Genomic DNA, 21,188 nt, shown 5'->3' on the forward strand with positions numbered 1-21,188 from the left:
GGTTAGTTATCCAATGACACAGTTCGAGTTACACTCTCTCAATTTATTTTTTAAATTTCAGTTTTCCAAAGTTTACCAGCACCATTTTCAGGTTGTTGTATCGAAAGATATAATGTTTTATCATCTGGAGATACAGAAATTGATTCTACTCGATATTTTACGTGATAAGTGTTTTTTAATTTACCGTCCCAGTCAATTTGTATAATATAGGAGCTGGATTTATCAATTTTAGCCATATTTTCAAAAGTTTTACCATAAAATATTATATATATATAGTTATCAGTTGAAGTAATACCATTTGTATAAATGATAGCATCATCTGATATAAATTCTGTAGACTCATCTATTATTTTCTTCTTTATTATATCATTATGGACTTCAAATTCATTAATTAATTCTCCGTTTAAATCAAAAAAATATATTTTGTTAAAGTAACGCATTCCAGAAATAATTCTATTTTTTTGTTTATTGATATGAAAGTAATTGTCTCCTAATAATTGTGAATATTTTTGTTCTTCTGCGGTTAGATCTAAACTTGGAGGTAATGCTACCCATTTTAGAGATGAGGTATTTAGTTTTGAGTAATTTTTTTGAATAAAAAATATTCCATTTCCAAAATTTGTATTTTTACCATAAATATTATCATCAATAACATGTAATTCACGAGTTCCAGTCTCTGTTAATAGAGGATATTCGTTAATAACTTTCATTTCTTTATCTTGGATCTTAACCTCTTTTAGAAATCCATTTTGATCTGAAATCATGATCGTATTATTGTGATTTGATCGAGCTAACATGGGTCTATAAATGTATTCATTAGCTCCTTTACCTATACTGCCAGAATTGTATAACGGTCTGTTTCGAGAAAAGTTATATAAATTGAGGAACTTTTTATTTTCATTACATAGATCCATTAACATTAAAACAGAATCATTGATAAATTCTGTTTGCAAGTAGCAACCAGGATTTATATTGCAAATAACTAAATCTGAAGAATCTATAGATATGATACTTTTGCTCTTAATAATTCCATTTTCATTATTAAAAATATGATTAGGGTGTGAACAGCCTACTATAAAATGGATCACTAGTAGAAATTTAAATAAATGAAGTAATTGATTTATGCCGTTGTCATTGAATTTCTTTTTGAACATATGCTCGATTGATATTTTAGGTAAACTGCTTTTTTATTAAAAAAAGCAATTTATTTTCTTAAAATAAACTGCTTTATTACCATGCGTTTTTAGACAAACAATCAATATAATTTGATTGTTTTCTTATGTATTATTTAAAGTGCAAATGCTGGTGGAGTAATGGCAACTTTACAGGTAGATCTTCCTGTTACAGACTTGTAATAAGCATAACCTTTACATGGATTTCCGCATTCTAATTCATAGTGGTTATAATTACTTGAATTCCCTTTGACACCACCTGATACGCAATTTGGCTGTGGTTGTGGCGGTTGATTTTGTGCATTAGCATGACTAATACCTATCTCCCATCCGCCCTCGCTGTTTTTTTCGATTTTAGCAAATAGGATAGCAATAAACAATATTGCCGAAGTCATGAAGAATAAGATTTGCTTTGTTCTTTTCATAATTTATAAATTTAGTGTATCACAATTTAGCCTTTTTAATATTAATATGTATTGATGTTTAATTCAAACTTTGTATTACACATCTGCTCTTTAATATTTTGCTTTTTATTTTTTTTATTTGATATAGTTTTTTGATTTGATTCGGAATGAAAATTACCTTAATTGAAAGAGAGTTTTAAAGAATCAAGATAATTTGATTTCTTTACTTAAAGATGGGATGTATTGATTCAATTAAGAATATTAAAAATCATAAATAACTCTTTTTTAATCAAAGTAATTTATGAAATTATAGGGCTCGGTCAATAATTTTTGGTGAATTTTAGTAATTCAAGTTCTAGATCCTTAAGAGAAACTGTATATGGAACTTTTGTTGTATTGGATAGTTCTATTTCTCTAGAGCTATGATATATACAAGTGATATGAATCATATTAATCAAATAAGATTGACTTACTCGAAACATAATTCCACTCGGCTCAAGTCGATTTTTTAGAGTTAGTAAATTTACACTATTAACTATTTCTTCACCTGAATTTAACACAATAACTGAATATGCTCCAGCGGCTCTACAAAAAAGAATATCAAGAACTGCAATAAAAAGAGTTTTTCCTTTAGTTTTTATTATTATTTTATTCATATTGAATTTAAGTAGGTCTATTATGAGTACGAAATGCGAATTAGTCAAAACTAATATTTTGGTTACGATCGTTTCAGTTATTAATAAGTATTAAAACTTTCATAAATTTAATTATAATGATTGACAAAACCAAATTTTGATAATGTATTCATTCCTTGATAAAGAACTAATAGAATTATTGAAATTTTCGACACCATTTTATGAATTAGAATTTTTAAATCGGAATTTATGTGTAACCTTACTTACAAACAGGTTATAATGGTTAATTTATAAATTAGAGACACTGAAAAAGAAAGGACAAAGATACACACATCTAGAGCCAATAGAGAATACTGAGCATATCATTAACTAAATACCGGATAAGCTAGAGTTAACAGGCCAGTTTTGATAATAATTGGGAATATGTGTTAGTTCTATATTATATTCTAAATTTAATCCTCTTCTTCGGCGATTTAATAAAGGAAAATTCTTTCTAATCTTTTAAAAATTAAATACCAAATTTATATTCATATCTACCTATCAAATAAAATGAAATTACTAGCACATTTATTCTTAATGATAATAAATTTATATTTTTTAATAAGGGTATGTAATTGTAATTTTTGGAGTATGTTATTTTAATTTATGTTAGATATTTAAATAAAAAAGGGAGAAATTTATAATTTCTCCCTTTTTTATTTAAATATTATGTCTTAAAATCCTCCCATGTTTTGCATAATACTAAATGTGAAGTTTTGTTTCCATGTACTGCTTGGTAAGCCTGGGATTGGATCAAATGCATGACCGTAATCAATACCTAACATACCAAAGATAGGTAAGAAGATACGTGCTCCAACACCTGCTGAGCGTCTTACTTTGAATGGATTATATTCTGAGAATTTATTCCAAGTATTACCTGCTTCAGCAAATGCTAATACGAAAACTGTTGCTTGTTCATTTAACATTACAGGATGTCTCAATTCCATTTGATATTTGGTATAAATTGGACTTCCTGAATTTCTTGCAATGTTAACATTCTGAGTTCCTTCTGGAATAACAACACCATTGGCATATCCACGCATTGCGATGATCTCAGATCCTTGTAAGAAGTCAAAACCTTGCATACCATCACCACCGACTTTGAAGCGTTCAAATGTAGAAATTCCTGTTTTATTAGAATAACTACCTAAGAAACCAAATTGTGCCTGTGCTTTGAATACCAATTTACCAGCAATCTTTGCATACCATTGTGAATCAAATTTCCACTTATGGTATTCTGTCCATTTGTATTTCACATTATTTTCTGCTGTTTCATAATTGATATTATTAAACAGCGAGTATGGTGGCGTAACTTGAACAGAGAATTTAAGGTTAGATCCTGAAGTTGGATAGATCGGCGCATCAATTGTATTGCGGCTGAATTCTTGTGTTAAGTTAATATTATATGCTGTACCATTGTCAAATAAGAAATAGTTGGCATAATTCTGCAATTTATAACGTTGAAACGATAGGGAAGTGTTGGCTTGGAACCAGTTATCCGGCCATTGTAAACGCTTACCTAAGGTTGCGGTTACACCCGTCATCCATATCCTATTAAGTTCCGAATCTTTTACCGTCTGCTCCCCAGTATAATAGTTAAAACCTCCATATGAAGAACTAGATGTATAGGCGCTTAAACCAAAATAGATTGGTTTTTTACCACCTAACCATGGCTCGGTGAAAGAGAAACTATAGGACTGGTAACGTTTACCTGAAGTCTGTCCACGAATACTTAATTTTTGTCCGTCACCACGTGGCAATGGTTTCCAAGAGCTTTTGTTGAAAAGATTACTTGTAGAGAAGTTATTGAAGGTCAATCCTAAAGTACCGATGATCTGTCCTGCACCATAACCTCCTGATAATTCCACTTGATCTGACGGCTTTTCAGTTAAGTTATATATGATATCTACCGTTCCTTCAGCATGATTAACATTGTCGGGAATCGGATTTGTCTTTTGCTCATCAAAATTACCCAATTGTGCAATTTCTCGAACAGAAGTCATAATTGCCTCTTTTGAAAACTTTTGCCCTGGCTTGGTACGAATGGACCTTAATACGACACGATCATTGGTCACATCATTTCCCTTTATAATGATATTATTTATTGTAAACTGTGGGCCTTCATACATGCGTAGATTGAGATCAATTGTATCGTTGTATATACGTGTTTGTTGCGGATCGATCGAGAATGTCAAGTAGCCATCATTCATGTATAATGAGGCAATATCATCACTATTGCGAGTGGGACCCATTAGTTTAGTAGTCAGTTTCTCTTCACTAAAAATATCACCTTTACGTATTCCTAAAATCCGATTTAAGACAGTGTCTGTATATTTCGCATTTCCTGACCATTTGATATTACCTACATAATATTTAGGACCTTCATATACATCAATATTGACCAAGACATTTTTATCGTCAACTTTAATGACAGAGTCTTGAATGATTTCAGCATCTCGGAAACCTTTATCATGCATCTTAGAAACTAAAGTTTCTTTTGCTTCTTTATATTTTTCTTCTTTGAATTTTCCAGGACCAAAAATACGGAACCATGCTTTTTGCTTGACTCCTTTTAAATTTTTTCGAAGCTGTTTCTGTGTAAATTCTTTATTGCCTGTAAATGTTATCTTTTTGACACGTACTTTATTCTTACGGTCAACATCTGCAATTAAAATCTCATTATTAGCCTGAGCACTATCTTTTTCTGTGCTGATCTTAATTTCTGGATATAAATAAGCTTTCTCTCTTAAGAAGCGTTGGATGGTGTTACGCGTGGTATTGATCAGATTTTCATTGACCACTTTACCGGCATTATCATTTAATCTTTTACGAACTTCTTCTGTTTGGCTTTTACTCAAACCTTTAATGTCTATTCGTGTTAAACGTGGTCTTTCAACAACACGAATATTTAGAAAAATGGTTTCACCTTCTATCTTTTCGGACCATAATTGTACGTCATCAAAAAGCCCTTGAGCCATCATCACTTTTACCACATTGGATGTAGCTTCACTAGGAACTTCAATGTATTGACCAACAACAAGTTTGGATATTGTAATTAATACATTGTTGTCAAGATGCTGCGTTCCTGAAACTGTCACACCACCAATGATATAGTCTTTAGGGGATAAATAACTTATTTGGTTGGGATCATTCAGGTTTATAGCAGTTCCATTCACTTGAGCTTGTGCGAATTGTGGTTGGGTACATGCTAAAAATAATATAACAATAAGTATGCGCTTCATTTATAAATTTTTATTGATGCTAAAGTACATCAATCAGTTGTTAATTTTTGTTAATTAAGAAAAATTTAAGAACCAGCAAAATATGACGGTTTAAAATCAGTTAGCAAAGTTACTAATAAAGATTAGATCTGCTCACTTGTTTTTCCAAATCTTCTCTCACGCTGTTGATAATCAAGAATGGCCTTAAATAGGTCTTTTGTTCAAATTCGGGCCACATCTTATCTAGAAAACAAAATTCGGCATAGGCAATCTGCCATAATAGGAAGTTACTAATTCTGTATTCTCCGCTTGTTCGTATTAACAAATCTGGATTTGGGAGATTGGATGTATAAAGATTTTGTTGAAATACTTCAGTGGTAATCTCTTCGATGTTTAGTTCCCCTTTTAATACTTTTTCTGCAATATTTTTTGTAGCCTGTACGATCTCTTCTTGTGAACTATAGCTTAATGCCAGCGTCAATACACAGTTTGTGTTATGTGCTGTTATATCCATCGTTTCCTGTAATTTTTCTTGACAATTTTTAGGAAGTTTAGATAGATCTCCGATGGCATTGAGACGGACACCGTTTTTTTGAAAGGTTTTGATTTCTTTTTTGAGTGAAGAAACCAATAGTTCCATGAGCGCTATTACTTCCAATCGAGGTCTGTTCCAATTTTCTGTAGAGAAAGCATATAAAGTAAGATGTTTTACTCCAACTTGGATAGTAGCTTCTAGCGCCTCTCTAACAGCCTTGACACCATTTTGATGACCAAAAATTCGCAGTTTTCCTTTTTCCTTTGCCCATCTTCCATTGCCGTCCATAATTATAGCAATATGTTGTGGAAGCTTATTTTTGTCAATATGATCTATTGTGCTCATGTTCTATTTCTTTACTTCTGCCTATCTCCCGATTGGTAAAAACATTTATAATATACGACCTATTTAATACCTGCATAGGTGTAGTCGTAATTTTCATCAACATTAGCTTTATCTTTTATCCACAACTTTTATTGTGTAGTAATGATTGAATGTTGATTAGTCTACTTATGTCTATGATTGAAAATTACTTTGATAAGCAATTTCAGCTTGTCTACCTAAATATCTGTCCTTTTTGATTTGAATATTCAGTAGCCACCCTTTCATTAAATGTAGAATCGTCTAGTCAGCATTGAGCATTATTTGCTCTTTGTAGCACAACTCTTTGGTCTGGGTAAGTTAAATGAATAAGTTGTTCAAAATATTTTGTGGTAAATATAAATCTTTTTGATGAATAGAGAATTAGAAATTATTGCTAATATCAATAATTTCTGACGTCTAATCCCCAAAGTAATTTCTCTCTCAGGGTCTCAAAATAGCTTTCTCCATCTAATCTAATTAAATTAATATAGAAAGGTGCTTTTGTGATTTTCAATCTAACGTTACTTGGTACTGTTTCATTTTTTGAGTCACAGCTCAATATATATTTTTCGGAACGGCTTTCGATTTCTAAATCTAATTCAAATTCAGATGATATGACTACTGGTCGTACATTTAAGTTGTGCGGAGAAATTGGAGTGATTACAAAATTGCCGCTTCCGGGCATAATTATAGGACCTCCACAACTCAGTGAATAGGCTGTTGAGCCTGTCGGTGTAGCAATAATGAGTCCATCTGCCCAATAAGAATTTAAAAGTTCTCCGTTTAAGTAGGCATTGATCGTGATCATGGCAGAACTATCGTATCTAAATACGGTAATATCGTTCAAAGCATAATTGCTATTTCCTCCAAATAATTCCTTATCCGGGGATTCAACAGCTAAAAGTGCTCTTTTTTGAATTTTATAATTTTTAACAAGAATTTGATCAATGGATGTTTCAAAATCTGTTTTGTTTATCGAAGCTAAAAATCCTAATCTTCCGAAATTGATACCAGCGATGGGTATGCCTGAGTTGTGAATTAGGGATACTGCGGATAGCATAGTTCCATCTCCTCCTAAACTTAACATAAAATCTGTGTCGAGAGGAAGATCTGCATTGGAAGTGTACGTAGAAAAGTTTTTAGTACAATCAAATTGTTTCTTTAGAAAATTATAAAAACTATCATAAATCCATATTTCTACTTCTTTCGCAATTAAATATTCTAGTAAATGTCTTACATGGGGAATAACTGAAGGAGTAAATTCTCTACCATAAATTGCCACTCTCATATTGTACAGTATTTTTTATCTAGCAGTGATGATTGTATTTGTTTGCCAAAGATGAGAAAAAACTACCGTATTGCTAAATATTGATGTAATTCATTAATTGTTTGTAACGATCTTCTAGGTCATCAAACTCTTGTAGGGTATTAAAACTTGCCATAACCTTATAGTTTTGTCGTGCGAAAGAGGAAAGTAAATTTGCTATATTGGATTGATTAACCTTTATAGTTACTTGAATTGTCGCATTTTCAAGTATTGCTTGGGTTGAACAATTTAATATTTGACAGTTTTCGACTTCAACCAAATGAGCAATTTTAGACAATGAAAAGTCATGAGCTCCGACTTCTAAAACAATAATCGCTCCAACGTCATTGAGAGATTGTAGTACTGAAATCGTTTTGATTAGTTCTAGCGAGGTCAATATTCCTTTATAATTATTATGTTCATCTAAAACAGGCAAGGTATCCATATGATATGCTGTCATTAAGCGAACTGCATCATAGGGGTGCTGATTTGCCATGACGTAAATAGGATCTGTTTTTAAATGGATCGTAGCAACAGTGAATTGATCATCTAGGGCGTTTAATAAATCATTTTGAGTTATATAACCCAAATAATTATCGCCATCTACGACTGGTAGTAAATGAAATTGGAAATCTTCCATTCGATCTAATGCAAAGGCGATCGTGTCAGTTTGCTTTATGGTCGTGTTTTGTGATAGGGGGATGTTCGCTATATACATGTCCGTTGTTTATCTGTATACTATTGACCTTAAATTTAATAAAATGTTTAAACAATCCGATTTTTATTAATAAAAAAGCTTTATCAGATTAAAGGTCATTAAATTTTTACTTTAACTTTGCACAGTTTATATATTATTGATAATGGATTGTACAAATTTTATCTACTTTTACAAAAGTGCGATTTATATTTTGAATATGTAAGGTAGTTAAATCATAGTACTGGAATTTTTATGGGTGAGGTTGCAAGTCAGAAATTTATTGAAGTTAGGGAAGTAATTCGAAAGAAGAGTCCAAAATTGGCAAAATGGATTCCTTCATTCTTATTAAAATATTTAGAGCGAACTATCCACGAGGATGATATCAATGATATCATGACTCGTTTTGCGAATTTGCAAGGTTTAGACTTCGTAGATGCGCTAATAAAGGACCTGGGTGTTCATGTCGAGTTAAAGGGTGCAGAAAATATTCCGATTGATGAAAGTGTAATTTTTGCTTCTAATCATCCATTAGGAGGTCTGGATGGTATTGCTTTCATGCATGCTATCGGACGGTATCGTAAAGATGTCAAGTTTCTGGTCAATGATATATTAATGAATGTAGGGAATCTACAACCCTTATTTATACCTGTGAATAAATTGGGTGGACAGGGGAAGAGTGGTATTGCTGCTATTGAACAGGCTTATGCTTCTGATACCGCGCTACTGGTATTTCCGGCAGGCCTGGTCTCCAGAAAACAAGCAGATGGAAGGATTGAGGATCTCGAATGGAAGAAAAGTTTTATAAATAAGGCAAAGAAATATAAAAAAGATATCGTACCGGTATATATTGAGGGTAAAAACTCTAACTTTTTTTATAATTTTGCAAGGCTAAGACAGAAGATTGGCTTAAAGGCAAATTTGGAAATGCTTTATCTACCTGATGAAATGTTTTCTCAACGCAACCAAACTGTGACGATTGTTATCGGCGAGAAAATATCTTACACACATTTTGATCAATCTAAGGGCGAAAAAAAATGGGCTGAAGAGGTTAAGCGATTGGTTTACGGAATGTCTCAAGAAAAATAAAATTATGCAAGAAATTATTGCTCCAGTTGATAGAGAGTTGTTAAAAGCTGAGTTGGGTAAAGAGGCTTTTATACGTTACACTAACAACGGAAATAACGAAATATACTTAATCAATTATCATAACGCACCCAATGTGATGCGTGAGATAGGAAGATTGAGAGAATTGACTTTTAGAGGTGCTGGTGGTGGTACTGGATTATCTATAGATATTGACGAAAATGATACTTGTGAAGATTGCTATGATCAATTGATCGCATGGAATCCAGAAGAAGAGGAGGTAGTTGCAGGTTATCGTGTTATTAAATGTGCTAATGCCTCTATGAAAGATGGTGTTCCGAATTTATCTACTGCACATTATTTTCAATTTTCCGAACGATTTAAAAGTGACTATTTACCTTATACGATCGAATTAGGTCGATCTTTTGTACAACCCAAATTTCAGCCTGCAATCGATAACCGTAAAGGAATTTTTTCATTGGATAATCTTTGGGATGGTCTAGGCGCTTTAGTGATGATCAATCCAGATATCAAATACTTATTTGGAAAAGTAACGATGTACCCTCACTATAATAAAGAGGCGCGCGGTATGCTTCTTTATTTTATGGAGTATCATTTTCCTGATAAAGAGAATTTAGTTGTACCTATTCCGAGTTTGAATTGTGAAAATGATTTTTCTAAATATGAGGGTATGTTTGACGGATTAGATTATAAAGAATCTTATAAACTCTTGAATAGTAAAATAAGGGCATTAGGAGAAAATATTCCACCTTTAATCAATACCTATATGAATCTTTCTCCAACTATGAAATCATTTGGAACAGCTATTAATGATGAATTTGGTGAGGTAGAAGAGACGGGGATCTTGATTACAATAGCGGATGTATATCCAGTGAAAAAAGAAAGGCATATGAATACTTTCGAGCGCGATCGCGAGTATGGAAATAAAAAATCAAAGAGAGGCTAAAGCCTCTCTTTTTTTGTATTTCTCTATTTAAGAATCTCTTCTTCTAGAAGTAGTTCTATTTCTATTTTCGGATCTTGGACCTGATGAGGTTCTTCTTCTATTTCCACCAGTATTTCCATTACTAGAGCTTTGTCCATTTCTGCCTGCAGATGCTGGTCTTCCTGATTTCTTCGCTGCAGCAGGCTTTTTTGGTGCTATTCCGGAGATATGTAATGCGTAGGGATGTTTTTCCACTAAAGGAATTTCCATACGAATTGATTTTTGAATATCTAATAGAAAAGCATATTCTTCTTCGTCGCAGAATGAAATCGCTTGACCATCTTTACCAGCTCTACCTGTACGGCCAATTCTGTGTACATATGATTCAGGAATATTGGGTAAATCATAGTTGATTACAAATGCCAGCTCATCGATATCAATACCACGTGCTGCAATATCGGTAGCAACCAATACGCGTAGGGTGCGGTCTTTGAAGTTTTTAAGGGCGTTTTGACGGGCACTTTGAGATTTATTTCCATGAATGGCCGCAGATTGAATATTCTTTTTTGCAAGATCTTTAACGATACGATCTGCACCATGTTTAGTTTTAGAAAAAACTAACACGTGATTTATATTTTTCTCCTTTAAAACATGGATTAACAAATCTTTTTTGTCGTTTTTCTTAACGTAATAAACTTCTTGTTGGATCTTTTCTGCGGTAGTAGATTCTGGAGTGACTTCGACCTTGATAGGATCAACAAGAATATGATTTGCTAATTTTTGAATCTCAGGTGGCATTGTTGCTGAGAAAAATAATGTTTGTCTTTTTTCAGGTATTATTTTAATTAGCTTCTTTACGTCATGTATAAATCCCATATCTAACATACGGTCAGCTTCATCCAAAACAAAAAACTCTAAGTGTTTTAAATCGATATAACCTTGACCATATAAGTCTAATAAGCGACCTGGTGTAGCAATAAGAACGTCCACACCTCTTTTTAGGGCATCGCGCTGTGGCTGTTGTCCAACACCTCCAAAAACTACAAGACTTTTGAGTGGAAGATCTTTTGAATATTGATTAAAGTTTTCTTCAATTTGAATCGCCAGTTCGCGTGTTGGTGTTAAAACTAAAGCACGAATATTTTTTTTCGCAGTTTTAACTTTTGAATAACTTAACATTTGAAGTATAGGAATAGCAAAAGCAGCAGTTTTTCCGGTTCCTGTTTGAGCGCAACCTAATAAATCATTTTTCCTAAAAATGATTGGAATTGCTTGTTCCTGAATTGGGGTAGGAGTAGTATATCCAACAGCTTCCAATGCCTTAAGGATTGGAGCTATGAGTTTTAAATCTTGAAATTGCAATCTAATTATTTATTTGTAAGCGACAAAGGTAACTTAATTTTATGGATTGCAGTTGTAATTTGTTGAAACATTTATTTTATATTTCAGCTAAAAATAAGATTTATACCTACTTATCTTGTTCGAATCCTTCAAAACTGGGATCCACTATTGCTTTCCATTCAGGATGCTTTTTAATATAGGCATATACTAAAGGGCATAGAGGAAACAGTGTGTAATGATGATCTTTTAAATAGTGAAGTGTTTTTTCAATAATTGCAGTTGCGACTCCTTGGCCGGCCAGTTGTGGATCGGACTCCGTATGTATAAGCCAAATTTTGGTAGGTCTTTCTTTGAATGCAATAAAAGCTTGATACTCTCCTATATGAAGCTCAAAATGATTCACTTGATCATTTTTAGTTAAGGATAGATTGATAAATTCTTCTTTCATAGTATTGTTGTTTATTTATATAGCATAATAACAATCGTATTGTTATTGTTTTACATGACAAATAATTATTTTTCTGTGGTTACGGTCTAAATAACATTGGATATGAGGACAGTTATAACGAGAGCGATTTATAAGGAATAGCTTTTGTGCTCATGCCATTAAATACTTTGTCTTATGACGCCTCTTCTAATCCTTTAATATTAATCTTTTTCATCTTCACCAAAGCTTCCATTGCTTTTGGATTTGAAATGAGTACATGAATTTTTTTTGGTATGATTTGCCAAGAAAATCCAAATTTGTCTTTTAACCAACCACACATATTTTCTTGCCCGCCATTTGCGGTCAACATGTTCCAATGGTGATCGATTTCTTGTTGATCTTCACATTCAACAACAAATGAGACAGCATCGGAAGGTTTATAAGATGGACCTCCGTTTAGTCCCATAAATCGAGTGTTATTAATTTGAAAAATAACGACCAAAGGATTGGAGGAAATGATTTTTCCATCTTTAAATACTGAACAGTAGAAGTTTGCTGCATCTTGGGCTTGACCATCAAACCATAAACAATTATAAATTGAATCTGTCATAACTATGGTTGCGTTAAAGTATTATACACCTAAAAATACAAATTAATCATGAATAACAGATATTAAATAAAACAAAAAAGGTTAGAAATGAAAATTTCTAACCTTTTTATTATCTGTTGTCTACGCTCTTATTGGTAGCCCAATAGTTTCATAACTTGTTTTGAATTTTGTTCTTCACCAAATACTTCATAATTAAATGTTTCGTCGCGGTTACGACGAATAAGTACATGTTTTGGTGACGGTAACAGGCAGTGGTGAATACCTCCATATCCACTTAGTACATCTTGGTAAGCTCCTGTGTGGAAAAAACCTAAATACTGTAACTTACGTGTTTTGGGCATAAAAACAGAGCTGGTATGTGCTTCTTGATTATAGTAATCTTGACCATCACATGTAATACCGCCTAAATTAACGCGCTCGTATTCTGAATCCCAATTGTTGATGGGAAGTAGGATATATTTTTGATTTAAAGCCCAAACATCTGGTAAATTTGTGATAAATGAACCATCGATCATAAACCATTTTTCACGATCGTTTTGTAATTTTCTGCCTAATACCTTGTACAAAATGCCTGAAGCTTCTGCAACGGTATATTTGCCAAACTCGGTGATAATATCAGGCTCCATTACTTCATGCTGCGCGCAGATCTGCTTGATTCTGTTCACAATCTCATTGACCATATATTCATAATCGAAATCATGAACTAGAGAATCTTTAAAAGGCATACCTCCACCAATATCTAACGTATCTAAATCTGGGTTTACTTTCTTAAACTTACAGAATAGGGTAACATACTTTTCTAGCTCATTCCAATAGTATGGTGTGTCCGATATACCTGAATTGATGAAGAAATGTAACAACTTAACCTTAAAGTTAGGGTTGTTGGCGATCTTGTTATTATAGAATTCTATAACTTCCTCAATACGAATGCCTAATCTTGATGTATAGAACTGGGAGTCTGGCTGCTCTTCTGAAGCGATACGAATACCCAAAGCACATGGTTCTTCCAGTTCAATTTCATCATCATAGAGATTGAATTCTTCTTTGTTATCTAAGACGGGGATAATATTCTTATACCCATCATGGATCATATCAATAATGTACTGTTTGTACTGATATGTTTTGAAGCCATTACAAATTACTGTAATGTCTTTTGTTACGGTACCTTGACGTTCTAAAGAGTCAATCATCGGCATATCAAATGCAGACGACGTCTCTAAGTGAATTTCATTCTTCAATGCCTCTTCAACAATATGTTTGAAGTGGGAAGATTTAGTACAATAACAATATTTGTAGGACCCTCTGTAGTTGTGTTTCAAAATTGCGGTTTGAAACAAAATTTTCGCTTGTTGAATTTTTTTGCTGACGATTGGCAAATAAGTAAAACGCAACGGCGTACCGTACGTTTCTATCATTTCCATTAAATTCAAATCGTGGAAATACAATTCGTCGTCGATGATTTCGAATCCGTCTTGCGGAAAACCAACACTTAGGTCAAGAAATTCCTGATAGCTCTGCATTTTTTATTATTTTTGCAAAGATATACTTTCAATATGAATACAAGAACAGGGAAGGTGAATTATTTTTGTATTCTATATCAGGGAGTTGCATATTTTACATAATCATTACATGGCGAATTCTATTCAAAACAGACTTATTGAAGTCACTGTTCAAGCTGTAAAACAGCTTTATAATGCAGATATTTCTGAAAATCAAATTGCTTTACAAGAGACACGCAAAGAGTTTGAAGGACAAATTACAATTGTAACTTTTCCTGTTACCCGATTTTCTAAGAAATCTCCTGAGCAGACCGGTACAGAGATAGGTGAATATTTGAAAAGTCAAATTACAGCTATTTCAGATTTTAATGTTATTAAAGGATTTTTAAATATTTGTCTTGCTGATGAATATTGGATTTCTCTTTTAAATGAAACAATCGTGAAAAGTGATTTTGGCGTATTTCCATCAAATGGTAAAAAGTTAATGGTGGAGTACTCTTCTCCAAATACCAATAAACCGCTTCACTTAGGACATATTCGTAACAACCTGTTAGGGTACTCTGTTGCTGAACTTTTAAAAGCTTATGGTTATGAGGTGATCAAAGCAAATTTGGTAAATGATCGTGGTATTCATATTTGTAAATCGATGCTTGCATGGCAAAAATTTGGAAATGGAGAGACTCCTGAGTCGACAGGTATGAAAGGGGATCATTTGGTAGGTAAATACTATGTTGTTTTTGATAAAGAATATAAAAAAGAAATAGAGACACTCAAAGCTGAAGGTCAAACTGAAGATGAGGCTAAGAAGAATGCACCATTGATAAAAGAAGCACAAGCGATGTTGCAGCAATGGGAAGCTGGTGATGAGGCTGTGATTGATCTTTGGAAAACAATGAATAGCTGGGTATACGCAGGTTTTGAAAAAACGTATAATCAGTTAGGTGTTAATTTTGATAAGTATTATTATGAGTCAAATACCTACTTGCTAGGAAAGGATATTATTCAAGAAGGATTAGATAGCGGTGTTTTCTTCAAAAAGGAGGATAATTCTGTATGGATTGACTTAACGGATGAAGGATTGGATGAAAAGCTCGTCTTGCGTGGAGACGGGACTTCAGTGTACATTACACAGGATTTAGGTACGGCTCAATTGAAATACGATGAATTCAATATGAATGATTCTATTTATGTTGTAGGGAATGAACAAGATTATCATTTTAAGGTATTGTTCTTAATTTTGAAAAAATTGGGCAAATCTTGGGCTAGTGGCTTATTTCACTTATCTTACGGGATGGTTGATCTACCTTCTGGCAAAATGAAATCTCGTGAGGGTACTGTTGTTGATGCTGATGATTTGATGAATGAGATGATTCAAACAGCTAAAGAGCGCACGGAGGAATTGGGTAAAACGGAAGGTCTGTCTGAGGAAAATAAAAATGCACTATATAATACCATCGGTATGGGAGCATTGAAATATTTCTTATTAAAGGTTGATCCTAAGAAACGATTATTATTTGATCCAAAGGAATCTGTTGATTTTCAAGGGAATACAGGTCCGTTTATTCAATACACATATGCTCGTATCAAATCCGTGCTTTCAAAGGCAAACTTTGATGAGTTGTCAGCAATATCGGTTCCTGCGTCTATATCGGCTTACGAGCGAGACTTAATCATGAGTTTAGGAAATTTTCCGAATATTATTGCGATTTCAGCTCAAGAATTTAGCCCTGCTCAGATGTCCAACTACATTTATGAAGTTGCGAAATTGTACAACAAGTTTTATCATGAGGAGACGATTTTGAAAGCAGAAATTGAAGAAGTCAAAAACTTCCGTTTGCATCTTTCAGCAGCAGCTGCAAAAATTATCGCTAAAGGCATGAATTTATTAGGAATTGAAGTTCCTGAACGTATGTAATTTAAAAGATGATGACTCAGAAAATTCGTGTAGGTTTAGTTGGTTTTGGTATTTCAGGACAAGTGTTTCATGCTCCGGTTATGCGATCCATTCCTGAACTTGAATTAGTGAAAATAACTGCTCGTAAAGCAGAACAAAAAGTAATTGTAAGTGAAAAGTATCCTACAGCATTAGCTGTGGATCATATTGATGATATATTAAATGACGAATCTATTGATTTAGTCGTTATCGCGACCTCAAACGATATGCATTATCCTTTTGCTAAGCAGGCATTGCTAGCAGGGAAACATGTGGTAGTCGAAAAGCCATTTACCAATACATCTGAACAGGCTGATGAATTGATCGCATTGGCAAAAGAAAGCGGTAAAATTCTATCTGTGTACCATAATTTAAGATTTAACTCAGATTTTAGAACGATCAAAGAGGTGATTAAGGACGAACGACTTGGGCAGATCAAGAATTTTGAAGTTCGTTACGATCGTTTCCGTAACCATCTTAGACCGGGTGCGTGGCGAGAAGATAATCTGCCAGGTTCAGGAATCTTTTATGATCTTGGAGCGCATTTAATTGATCAGACGCTACAACTCTTCGGGAGACCAAATGCTGTATTTGCAGATTTGACTATTCAAAGACCTGGAGCGGGGGCAATTGATAATTTCGAATTACTCCTTTACTATCCAGAAATGCGTGTTTCTTTGAAAGGAGGGATGCTTGCTAAAGAGCCGACTCCGCGATACACTGTATTTGCATTAAACGGAAACTTCTTGAAAAATGGTGTTGATCCTCAAGAGGAGTTATTACGTGCGGGTGTGTTTCCTGATGAGCATCCTAATTGGGGCAAAGAGGATCCATCTATTTATGGTAAATTGAATTTGCTTTATAATGGGAAAGATCTCGAAGAGACCGTTACTTCGAAATTAGGCAGCTATCCTGATTATTACCAAAATATAGCAGATGCTATTCTTGGGAAAACTCCTCTAATTGTTACGGCAGAACAAGGCCGTGATGTTATTCGTATTATCGAACTGGGGATAAAAAGTCAGGCGGAACGTCGTGTCATTTCATTAGATAATGAACTAATAGGCTATTAATAATATAAATATGAAGCAATATGATGCCATTATAGTTGGGGGAGGGGCGTGTGGGCTCATGTGTGCTGCTCAAGCTGGATTATTAGGTAAGCGAACTTTAGTAATTGAGCGAAATGATAAAGTTGGGGCTAAGATACTAATTTCTGGAGGAGGAAGGTGTAATTATACCAATTTGGGTACTGACATCGATAATTTTGTGTCCGAGAATGTAGATTTTTTAAGATCTGCATTTAGTCAATGGACGGTAGATGATACATTGAGTTTTTTTGAGTCGCATGGTATATTTGGTGAGGAGAAAACGTTGGGACAATTATTTCCTTCTTCGAATAAGGCTAAAGATGTTGTAGCCGTTTTTACTAAGATTTTATTTGCAACGGATCAGGATATAAGATTAAACACGGTTGTTAAGGCTATAGAAAAGCTTGAAGATGACTTTGTCTTAACAGTGGAAAGTGAAAAGGGCGTTCAGCAGTTAACGACAAAGAAGGTTGTTATGGCCAGCGGAGGTTTACCTGTCGCGAAGTTGGGGGCCTCTGATTTTGCTATTCGTACGGCTAAGAAATTTGAGATGGCAATTGTACCTACCGCACCTGCTTTAGTACCTCTAACTATTACAGGAAAGGAGGCCGACTGGTATGCTTCTTTAGCTGGTAATTCAGTTTTTTCTAGAGTTTATAATCATAAGATTAGTTTTGAAGAGAACATCCTTTTTACGCATTGGGGCTTAAGTGGTCCGGCGATTCTACAGATTTCATCTTATTGGCGTGCTGGAGAAGAGTTCTATATTGATCTTTTGCCTCAGTTTCAACTGGATAAAATAATCAAAGATGAACGTAATGAAGGTGGAAAACGTTTGGTTTCGAATATCTTGAATGATTATTTTACAAAAAGAATGGTAGAAGCCCTCGGTAAATTTCTGCCATTAGATACTAAAATAGCTTCTCTAAGCAAAGTAGACGCCAATTTAATCATAGATACGATTCATAAATTCAAAGTTAAGCCAGCAGGCGATAAGGGTTATGATAAAGCTGAGGTGATGCGTGGAGGTGTTTCGACAGCAGAGCTGAACGCTAAAACTTTGGAAAGTAAAAACGTAAGTGGCTTATTTTTTGGAGGTGAGGCCGTAGACATTACGGGGTGGTTAGGAGGATACAATTTTCAATGGGCTTGGGCATCTGGTTATGCAATTGCACAGGCGATATGATACAAAATTTCATTCTTTTCTTTTTTTTAAGCGAATATTTATCAATCTAAATCCTACCTTTGCAGAAGAAGCAAACTGGTTCTATCGCTGCTCCCTAAAGGAGGAGAGGAAAGTCCGGGCAACGCAGAGCAACACGCTTCCTAACGGGAAGGATGCTATTGACTTAGTAGACAGAAAGTGCCACAGAAAATATACCGCTTTTCGGAGTAAGGGTGAAAATGTGAGGTAAGAGCTCACAGTCTTGTATGGCGACATGCATTACGGTAAACCTCGTGTGTTGAAAGACCAAATAGGTTGCGAAATTCGAAGGCTGCTCGTCTTCTTTTAGCTTTGGCTAAGATTCGTAATGGGTAGGTTGATGGAGCTAGTTAGTGATGACTAGCCTAGATAAATGGTAGAAACTCCGATTTTTCGGTTTACAGAACCCGGCTTATAAGGTTTGCTTCTTTTTTACTATATTACCAGTAATTTAAATAATCTTTAAAGAGGAGTAATAAAACTTATTTATGAGTACCATATTAATTATTGATGACGAACGGGCAATCAGAAATTCGCTAAGAGATATCTTAGAATATGAAGATTATAATATACTGGATGTAGATAACGGTAGTGACGGCTTGGAAATCATTAAAAAGGAAAAAATTGATCTTGTTCTTTGTGATATTAAGATGAATAAGATGGATGGTATGGAAGTTTTGGCAACAGCTCAAAAAATAAATCCAGATCTTCCTTTTATCATGATCTCGGGTCATGGTACTATAGAAACAGCTGTTGAAGCGGCTAAGAAAGGCGCCTTTGATTTTCTGGAAAAACCATTGGATTTGAATCGTTTACTGATTACGGTTAGAAATGGTCTGGAAAAAGTTTCTTTAGTAACGGAAACTAAAGTTTTAAAGAGAAAAGTTACAAGTTACAAAACAAAAGAAATTCTTGGTAAATCTGAGGCTATCAGTCGGATCAAAGAAACCATCGATCGTGTTGCACCTACCGAAGCTCGTGTACTTATCACTGGTGCAAATGGTGCTGGTAAAGAGTTGGTGGCAAGATGGATTCATGAGAAATCTAATCGTGCAGAAGGACCTTTAATTGAAGTTAATTGTGCTGCAATTCCTTCTGAACTGATTGAATCAGAACTTTTTGGACATGAGAAGGGATCTTTTACTTCTGCGATTAAACAACGTCTTGGTAAATTTGAACTTGCCACCAATGGAACACTTTTTTTAGATGAAATTGGTGATATGAGTCTTTCGGCTCAAGCTAAAGTACTACGCGCTTTGCAAGAGCATAAGATCACAAGGGTAGGTGGAGACAAAGAAATTGATGTCAATGTACGTGTTGTAGCGGCAACAAATAAAAATTTATTTAAAGAGATCGATGCTGGAAATTTTAGAATGGATTTGTATCACCGTCTTTCTGTAATTTTGATTCACGTACCTTCACTAACAGAACGGGTTGATGATATACCTTTGTTGTCTAAGAATTTTTGTGAAGAGATCTGTAATGAATATGGTGTTCCGGTAAAGGAAATCACTGCAGCTGCATTAAAAGAGTTGTGCAATCTTCCGTGGACAGGAAATATTCGAGAGTTACGTAATATGATTGAACGCTTGATTATTTTAAGTGATAAATCAATCACTGATAGAGATGTTATTGCATTTGCCAATCCTTCTAATACCGTCAATGCAATATCTACTACGAGTCATCCAAGTAACGGAGCTAGCCAATCTAACCAAAATGGTAGTAAGGTAGATCTTGATAATTTTGCTTCTTTTCAAGATTTTAAAGATTTTGCTGAGAAAGAATTTATTAAGTACAAATTAGAGAAAAATACTTGGAACGTTTCTAAAACAGCCGATGATTTAGATATTCAACGTAGTCATTTATACAGTAAGATTGAAAAATTTGGTCTTAAAAGAGATTAGTTATAAGATTTTATATTAGATATTGAAATATTCAATACACCATGAAAAAAGTAGCAAATTTGTTTGCTACTTTTTTTATGGTGTAAAATAATCAAACTAAGCTCTGTTAAGCCTTTTCTAATAATGTTAATATTTTATTTGCAGATATTTCTGTATAATCATTGATATATTCATGGCATATGGGTAACTGCTCTTTACTATGCGAAGATAGCACAGCTACAACGGTCATCCCCGCATTAAGCCCAGCTGTAATTCCTGAAAAGGAGTCTTCAAATACGACACAATTTTTTGGATCTACTGCTAAGTTATAAGCCGATTTTAAATATACTTCTGGATCTGGTTTATGGGCGGTAACATCCTCGCTACATAATATAGAGCTCATTTTAGAACGAAGACCCAAGCCATCTAATATTAAATCCATATTTTCTTTTGGTGCAGAGGTGGCAACACCTGTTTTAAAATTATAGTTTTTCAGCTCTGTTAAGAATTCTATATAACCCGGTATTGGAGTGATTTCATCTTTGTAAATGGTTCTAAAAAGTTCTTCTTTCTCAAATTCTAGTTGTTTTAATTCAGTAGCAGATATAGGTCTCTTGAAAAAATGTTGCATGATATAACTATTATGTTTACCATACATATGTTCCTCAAATTCTTTTTCACTGCTTTCAATATTATATTTTTTGAAAAAAGCATCAAAAGCTTTAGCATGATAAGGATTGGTGTGACATATAACTCCATCCATATCGAAAATAACGGCATAACTATTCATAGTGCTAAG

General features: G+C 33.9%; 18 protein-coding genes and 1 other RNA gene. 7 read left to right on the top strand and 12 right to left on the bottom strand.

The window, feature by feature from the left end:
• Positions 1–50: 50 nt before the first annotated feature.
• The 7 genes from AC06G9_RS04935 to AC06G9_RS04965 form a co-directional block, all read right to left on the bottom strand.
• Positions 51–1,154, bottom strand: a complete 1,104-nt coding sequence (locus tag AC06G9_RS04935; RefSeq protein ID WP_480957618.1) for a TolB-like 6-bladed beta-propeller domain-containing protein — start codon at positions 1,152–1,154, stop codon at positions 51–53.
• Between the two features lie 134 nt (positions 1,155–1,288).
• On the bottom strand, positions 1,289–1,597 hold the full coding sequence (locus AC06G9_RS04940) for a hypothetical protein (protein WP_480957619.1): 309 nt from the start codon (positions 1,595–1,597) through the stop codon (positions 1,289–1,291).
• A 299-nt stretch (positions 1,598–1,896) separates the two neighbouring features.
• The gene (locus AC06G9_RS04945; RefSeq protein ID WP_480957620.1) at positions 1,897–2,232 is read right to left on the bottom strand and encodes a LytTR family transcriptional regulator DNA-binding domain-containing protein; all 336 of its coding nucleotides are present in this window, start codon (positions 2,230–2,232) and stop codon (positions 1,897–1,899) included.
• Positions 2,233–2,924: 692 nt separating this feature from the next.
• Entirely contained in the window at positions 2,925–5,492 is a 2,568-nt protein-coding gene (bamA, locus tag AC06G9_RS04950; RefSeq protein WP_480957621.1) for an outer membrane protein assembly factor BamA, read from the bottom strand.
• A gap of 112 nt (positions 5,493–5,604) precedes the next feature.
• Positions 5,605–6,351, bottom strand: a complete 747-nt coding sequence (gene uppS / locus AC06G9_RS04955; protein ID WP_480957622.1) for a polyprenyl diphosphate synthase — start codon at positions 6,349–6,351, stop codon at positions 5,605–5,607.
• Between the two features lie 418 nt (positions 6,352–6,769).
• The gene (locus AC06G9_RS04960) at positions 6,770–7,657 is read right to left on the bottom strand and encodes an NAD kinase (protein WP_045752436.1); all 888 of its coding nucleotides are present in this window, start codon (positions 7,655–7,657) and stop codon (positions 6,770–6,772) included.
• 73 nt (positions 7,658–7,730) lie between these two features.
• The gene (locus tag AC06G9_RS04965; RefSeq protein WP_084405263.1) at positions 7,731–8,393 is read right to left on the bottom strand and encodes a CBS domain-containing protein; all 663 of its coding nucleotides are present in this window, start codon (positions 8,391–8,393) and stop codon (positions 7,731–7,733) included.
• 231 nt (positions 8,394–8,624) lie between these two features.
• On the opposite strand from AC06G9_RS04965, the gene glsA reads away from it, so the two are divergent.
• Both glsA and glsB read left to right on the top strand, forming a co-directional pair.
• Positions 8,625–9,458, top strand: a complete 834-nt coding sequence (gene glsA / locus AC06G9_RS04970; RefSeq protein ID WP_045752434.1) for a lyso-glycine lipid O-acyltransferase GlsA — start codon at positions 8,625–8,627, stop codon at positions 9,456–9,458.
• 4 nt (positions 9,459–9,462) lie between these two features.
• Positions 9,463–10,422: a glycine N(alpha)-acyltransferase GlsB gene (gene glsB / locus AC06G9_RS04975; protein WP_045752433.1), complete on the top strand. Its 960-nt coding sequence runs from the start codon at positions 9,463–9,465 to the stop codon at positions 10,420–10,422.
• A 27-nt stretch (positions 10,423–10,449) separates the two neighbouring features.
• Here glsB and AC06G9_RS04980 read toward each other — a convergent pair whose 3' ends face one another.
• The 4 genes from AC06G9_RS04980 to AC06G9_RS04995 all read right to left on the bottom strand — a co-directional run bounded on the left by AC06G9_RS04980 (position 10,450) and on the right by AC06G9_RS04995 (position 14,299).
• Positions 10,450–11,763 carry a DEAD/DEAH box helicase gene (locus tag AC06G9_RS04980; RefSeq protein ID WP_248754584.1) on the bottom strand — a complete coding sequence of 438 codons (1,314 nt, stop codon included), beginning with the start codon at positions 11,761–11,763 and terminating at the stop codon, positions 10,450–10,452.
• 106 nt (positions 11,764–11,869) lie between these two features.
• Entirely contained in the window at positions 11,870–12,190 is a 321-nt protein-coding gene (locus tag AC06G9_RS04985; RefSeq protein ID WP_045752431.1) for a GNAT family N-acetyltransferase, read from the bottom strand.
• A gap of 172 nt (positions 12,191–12,362) precedes the next feature.
• A complete protein-coding gene (locus AC06G9_RS04990) occupies positions 12,363–12,779 on the bottom strand; it encodes a VOC family protein (protein ID WP_052627464.1) in 417 nt (138 codons plus the stop codon).
• Positions 12,780–12,907: 128 nt separating this feature from the next.
• Positions 12,908–14,299, bottom strand: a complete 1,392-nt coding sequence (locus tag AC06G9_RS04995; protein WP_045752429.1) for an arginine decarboxylase — start codon at positions 14,297–14,299, stop codon at positions 12,908–12,910.
• A 109-nt stretch (positions 14,300–14,408) separates the two neighbouring features.
• On the opposite strand from AC06G9_RS04995, the gene argS reads away from it, so the two are divergent.
• The 5 genes from argS to AC06G9_RS05020 all read left to right on the top strand — a co-directional run bounded on the left by argS (position 14,409) and on the right by AC06G9_RS05020 (position 20,410).
• On the top strand, positions 14,409–16,193 hold the full coding sequence (gene argS, locus AC06G9_RS05000; protein WP_293923468.1) for an arginine--tRNA ligase: 1,785 nt from the start codon (positions 14,409–14,411) through the stop codon (positions 16,191–16,193).
• An 8-nt stretch (positions 16,194–16,201) separates the two neighbouring features.
• On the top strand, positions 16,202–17,284 hold the full coding sequence (locus AC06G9_RS05005; RefSeq protein WP_248754582.1) for an oxidoreductase: 1,083 nt from the start codon (positions 16,202–16,204) through the stop codon (positions 17,282–17,284).
• Between the two features lie 10 nt (positions 17,285–17,294).
• The gene (locus tag AC06G9_RS05010) at positions 17,295–18,488 is read left to right on the top strand and encodes a BaiN/RdsA family NAD(P)/FAD-dependent oxidoreductase (RefSeq protein WP_480957623.1); all 1,194 of its coding nucleotides are present in this window, start codon (positions 17,295–17,297) and stop codon (positions 18,486–18,488) included.
• Positions 18,489–18,556: 68 nt separating this feature from the next.
• Positions 18,557–18,937, top strand: an RNA gene (gene rnpB / locus AC06G9_RS05015) — RNase P RNA component class A.
• Between the two features lie 57 nt (positions 18,938–18,994).
• A complete protein-coding gene (locus AC06G9_RS05020; protein ID WP_045752426.1) occupies positions 18,995–20,410 on the top strand; it encodes a sigma-54-dependent transcriptional regulator in 1,416 nt (471 codons plus the stop codon).
• Between the two features lie 106 nt (positions 20,411–20,516).
• Here the strand turns inward: AC06G9_RS05020 and AC06G9_RS05025 are convergent, their stop codons facing one another.
• Positions 20,517–21,179, bottom strand: a complete 663-nt coding sequence (locus tag AC06G9_RS05025; RefSeq protein WP_293923474.1) for an HAD family hydrolase — start codon at positions 21,177–21,179, stop codon at positions 20,517–20,519.
• Positions 21,180–21,188: the final 9 nt, after the last annotated feature.

This window comes from Sphingobacterium sp. MAE, from assembly GCF_056711605.1.

Bases quoted from the DNA above. Each gene is read 5' to 3' on its own strand.
- AC06G9_RS04935 (WP_480957618.1), bottom strand. From the start codon at position 1,154: ATGTTCAAAAAGAAATTCAATGACAACGGCATAAATCAATTACTTCAT.
- AC06G9_RS04940 (WP_480957619.1), bottom strand. From the start codon at position 1,597: ATGAAAAGAACAAAGCAAATCTTATTCTTCATGACTTCGGCAATATTG.
- AC06G9_RS04945 (WP_480957620.1), bottom strand. From the start codon at position 2,232: ATGAATAAAATAATAATAAAAACTAAAGGAAAAACTCTTTTTATTGCA.
- bamA (WP_480957621.1), bottom strand. From the start codon at position 5,492: ATGAAGCGCATACTTATTGTTATATTATTTTTAGCATGTACCCAACCA.
- uppS (WP_480957622.1), bottom strand. From the start codon at position 6,351: ATGAGCACAATAGATCATATTGACAAAAATAAGCTTCCACAACATATT.
- AC06G9_RS04960 (WP_045752436.1), bottom strand. From the start codon at position 7,657: ATGAGAGTGGCAATTTATGGTAGAGAATTTACTCCTTCAGTTATTCCC.
- AC06G9_RS04965 (WP_084405263.1), bottom strand. From the start codon at position 8,393: ATGTATATAGCGAACATCCCCCTATCACAAAACACGACCATAAAGCAA.
- glsA (WP_045752434.1), top strand. From the start codon at position 8,625: ATGGGTGAGGTTGCAAGTCAGAAATTTATTGAAGTTAGGGAAGTAATT.
- glsB (WP_045752433.1), top strand. From the start codon at position 9,463: ATGCAAGAAATTATTGCTCCAGTTGATAGAGAGTTGTTAAAAGCTGAG.
- AC06G9_RS04985 (WP_045752431.1), bottom strand. From the start codon at position 12,190: ATGAAAGAAGAATTTATCAATCTATCCTTAACTAAAAATGATCAAGTG.
- AC06G9_RS04990 (WP_052627464.1), bottom strand. From the start codon at position 12,779: ATGACAGATTCAATTTATAATTGTTTATGGTTTGATGGTCAAGCCCAA.
- AC06G9_RS04995 (WP_045752429.1), bottom strand. From the start codon at position 14,299: ATGCAGAGCTATCAGGAATTTCTTGACCTAAGTGTTGGTTTTCCGCAA.
- argS (WP_293923468.1), top strand. From the start codon at position 14,409: ATGGCGAATTCTATTCAAAACAGACTTATTGAAGTCACTGTTCAAGCT.
- AC06G9_RS05005 (WP_248754582.1), top strand. From the start codon at position 16,202: ATGATGACTCAGAAAATTCGTGTAGGTTTAGTTGGTTTTGGTATTTCA.
- AC06G9_RS05010 (WP_480957623.1), top strand. From the start codon at position 17,295: ATGAAGCAATATGATGCCATTATAGTTGGGGGAGGGGCGTGTGGGCTC.
- AC06G9_RS05020 (WP_045752426.1), top strand. From the start codon at position 18,995: ATGAGTACCATATTAATTATTGATGACGAACGGGCAATCAGAAATTCG.
- AC06G9_RS05025 (WP_293923474.1), bottom strand. From the start codon at position 21,179: ATGAATAGTTATGCCGTTATTTTCGATATGGATGGAGTTATATGTCAC.